Annotated in this window: 2 protein-coding genes and 2 pseudogenes; all 4 read right to left on the reverse strand. The window is 65.4% G+C overall.

All coding sequences use genetic code 11. From position 1 onward, the window contains the following. Positions 1-1,139: pseudogene (locus AO501_RS12865) on the reverse strand (nuclease); the annotation flags it as partial. Further along, the gene (locus AO501_RS12870) at positions 1,136-1,537 is read right to left on the reverse strand and encodes a ParB N-terminal domain-containing protein (RefSeq protein WP_055578104.1); all 402 of its coding nucleotides are present in this window, start codon (positions 1,535-1,537) and stop codon (positions 1,136-1,138) included. The gene AO501_RS12870 and the pseudogene AO501_RS12865, both read right to left, overlap by 4 nt. Before the next feature lie 332 nt (positions 1,538-1,869). Then, positions 1,870-2,079, reverse strand: a complete 210-nt coding sequence (locus AO501_RS39225; RefSeq protein WP_055578105.1) for a helix-turn-helix domain-containing protein — start codon at positions 2,077-2,079, stop codon at positions 1,870-1,872. A 144-nt stretch (positions 2,080-2,223) separates the two neighbouring features. Further along, a pseudogene (locus AO501_RS40695) lies at positions 2,224-2,430 on the reverse strand (helix-turn-helix domain-containing protein); the annotation flags it as partial. Positions 2,431-2,909 lie beyond the last annotated feature (479 nt).

Consider the following 2,909-nt stretch of genomic DNA (forward strand, 5'->3'; position numbering starts at 1 on the left):
CGGCATCCCTGACGCTGACTGATCCGAAGGGGTAACACGTCCGAACAATGAACAGATCCAGATACGCCACATAAGCGCGCCTCCAAGGCCGCCAGGACCAGGCCCAAGGTGATGACCTGTGCCCGCGCGTCAGCAGTGGCCGAGAGTGTGGAAGCGACTTTGCTGACCGAGTGCGCGTTGTCCAGCCCGAGTAGCTCAGCGGTCGTTTCGGCGGCGTTGTGGTTGGTCAGCAGGTAGCTGTCGCGGGCCAGGCAGTCCGCGACGAAGATGGCAGCACCCTTGGGAGCGGTCTTGCGGGCCAGCAGCTTCGTGACGAACTCCCGGCGTACGGTCTGGGCGGCTGCCCCGAGCTTGTTCAGCGCCAACACCTTTCGTCGTTCACACTTTTCGGCCTCGGCACTCTCTGCTGCAATCCGTTCCCGTTCGGCCTCGCGTGCCTCGTCGTCAAGATCGACCATGGATCCCGCTGCGTTGTCAGACTCGACCAGCCCGGCCTGGCGGGCGAACCATGCATCGAGCGTCAGGCCCGCTGCGCGGTAGTTCAAGCAGAAGTACTGCGGGGTGAACACGATCGTCTCGGTGACGGTAGCGGCGTGGCGCAACCCTGCGGCGGGTGTGGCGTCGGGGTCATCCTGGGTGTCCCAGTCCACCTCGTCCTCGTCCACGACCGCGCCCGTCTCGACATCAGCGAGACCTTCAGATTCGAAAAGCATCACCGCCCACAGCGAGGGGTTGGTGACTGCGCTCTCGTCGGCCTCGGCGTCCCCGGCGGTGCGCAGCCGGTACAGGGGAACGCAGTCGGGGTCGAATGAGGGCTGCTCATCCAGCACGGCGAAGCCCTGATCGATGTAGCTCTGGGCCGCTTTAGCTTCTGCCTCGGCAGTGATCTTCTCCTGACGGAGCTGGGACACCACGTGCTGAAACCGCCGACTTCCGGCTGCCTGCATCAGGCGGCTGAGGGCACCGGGGGTGTCCTCGAACTCGGTGAGCGCAGCGGCTTCTTCCAGGCTGAGCTGACCGTCAGCCAGGCAGCGCATCGCGGTGTCGGACTTCCCGACCGCCGCAGCAGCTTTGACGGTGTCCTTGGCGAGCGACAGCTTCTTGGAGACTTTGGTGATGGACGCTCCGGCGTCGATCATCTGCTGGATTCCGCGCGCCCGCTGGGCATCGGTGAGTTGGCGGCGCTGGTCGTTTCTACGATCTGCTCAGCGACCCGTTCGACCAACAGCGCCTTATCGTCGCCGACACCAGCGGCGCGCACATACACCGGGACCGTGGCCAGTCCGGCCTCGCGGGCGGCCAGGGTGCGGCGCTGACCGGCCCGGACCCACAGTTTGCCGTCGCTGTCTTGCACAGCGGCGATCGGGATCAGGACACCGTGCTCCTGGATGCTGGCCACGAACTGTTTGTCGAGGGCCGCGTCGTCGCGCACGTTGGTTTCCAGGGTCAACCCGTGGGGGTCGACGTGCATGAGGGTGCCCGCGCTGGCGTCCTCAGGGGCTGCGTGCTCGGTCTGCGGGTCGATGATGTCGGTCATGTTGCTACCTTCCAAAGGTGGGGCGTCCTAGGTCGGGGCCGCCCGTTCTTTTGCCGTTCTGGCAGTGAAGATTTCGGCTGGCGCGAGCCCAGCGAAGTGCAAGGTCCGGGCACTAAGTGTTCGCCGCGAGCCTGCGAGCGCAGCGGGCACTTTGTGAGCCTTGTGCCCGTAGCGGAGCGGAGGCCGTGGCCTTGCGCGCAGCGGGCCGCCGCCGGCAAAAATCGGAGGCCAGAAAGGCAGAAGTTCAAAAGCAATTGCAAGCGCCGCAGGCGCTTTCCTTCTGCTCTCTTGAATGGAAAGCCGTGGCGCGGCTTACGTACCGACGTCGACGATCAGCGTGGCAAAGGGTCAAGCAGGTCGCGCAGGCGCACCGTATCGATATAGACCCGGCGCGGACCGACCCGGCGAACCGGCAACTCATCGCGGGCGATCAACCGATATACAGCCTGAGGGCTGATCCCCAACAACGGTGCCGCGTCAGCAACCGGCAGCAGCAACGGCAGAGCCTCCCACCGGCGCTCCGCGGCACCGGCGGCCCGCACGGCCCGGGAATGAACGCCGCCACGGCCGCGGGCTGAACGGGCCGCTTTCGCCGGACCTCGAAAACGTCGCGCAGGGCCGCAATTCAGGTGAAACCGACTGGGCAGGCGAGCCCCGTCAGCGTCGAATTGCGATCGCCGGCTCAGCAACCCCCGGCCCTCCAAATCGTTGAGAGCACGTAACACGGTGCTTCGTGCGGCCCCGGACCGAGCCGTTAATGCGCGAAGGGAGACACACGCAGTGTGATCGGGCTCAGCGCTGTCGGCCAACACCACGAGAATCATTCGCGCTAAGGCAGATCCGGCCGAAGCGGTGCGCGCCCACGCGTGGACATCGGAGCCAGGCTGTCTCATACTTCTGAGGCTAAGCCCCTGTGATGGCCGACCGCGACGGCCGCGGCCCACCAATTTGTGACGGTGCCGATGCCCACCATGAGTCGAATGCGTCTTCAGCAGACCTATCGCGGCTGGGAAGAAGTGGGGCCCTCGCGGTGTCCTGCGTGCAGCGCCCGGCTAAACTAGGTGCCCAACAGGTACTGGTAGGCACCTCTCACCGCGCCTGTGGAACCCTTCACCGTTCGCATCGATGCGCGTGCGCGCACATCATGTACCCGCCGGCACCAAGCGATCGGTGCCGCCCGCAAAGTCTGGACGGCCGCTAAGCGATCGACCGTAACGGCTTATTTGCCGTGTCCGGGGTATCGGTACAGCCGCTGATAAATCCAAGACTCTGAGCGGTCGAAGCTGCGACTGATCGACATGGCGGTGATCGTCGGGTCGGCGGCCAGCAGGGCGCGCACCTGGTCGCACCACTGTTGCAGCGGCAGATCATC

This window comes from Mycobacterium gordonae (genome assembly GCF_001417955.2).
Lineage (GTDB): Bacteria > Actinomycetota > Actinomycetes > Mycobacteriales > Mycobacteriaceae > Mycobacterium > Mycobacterium gordonae_B.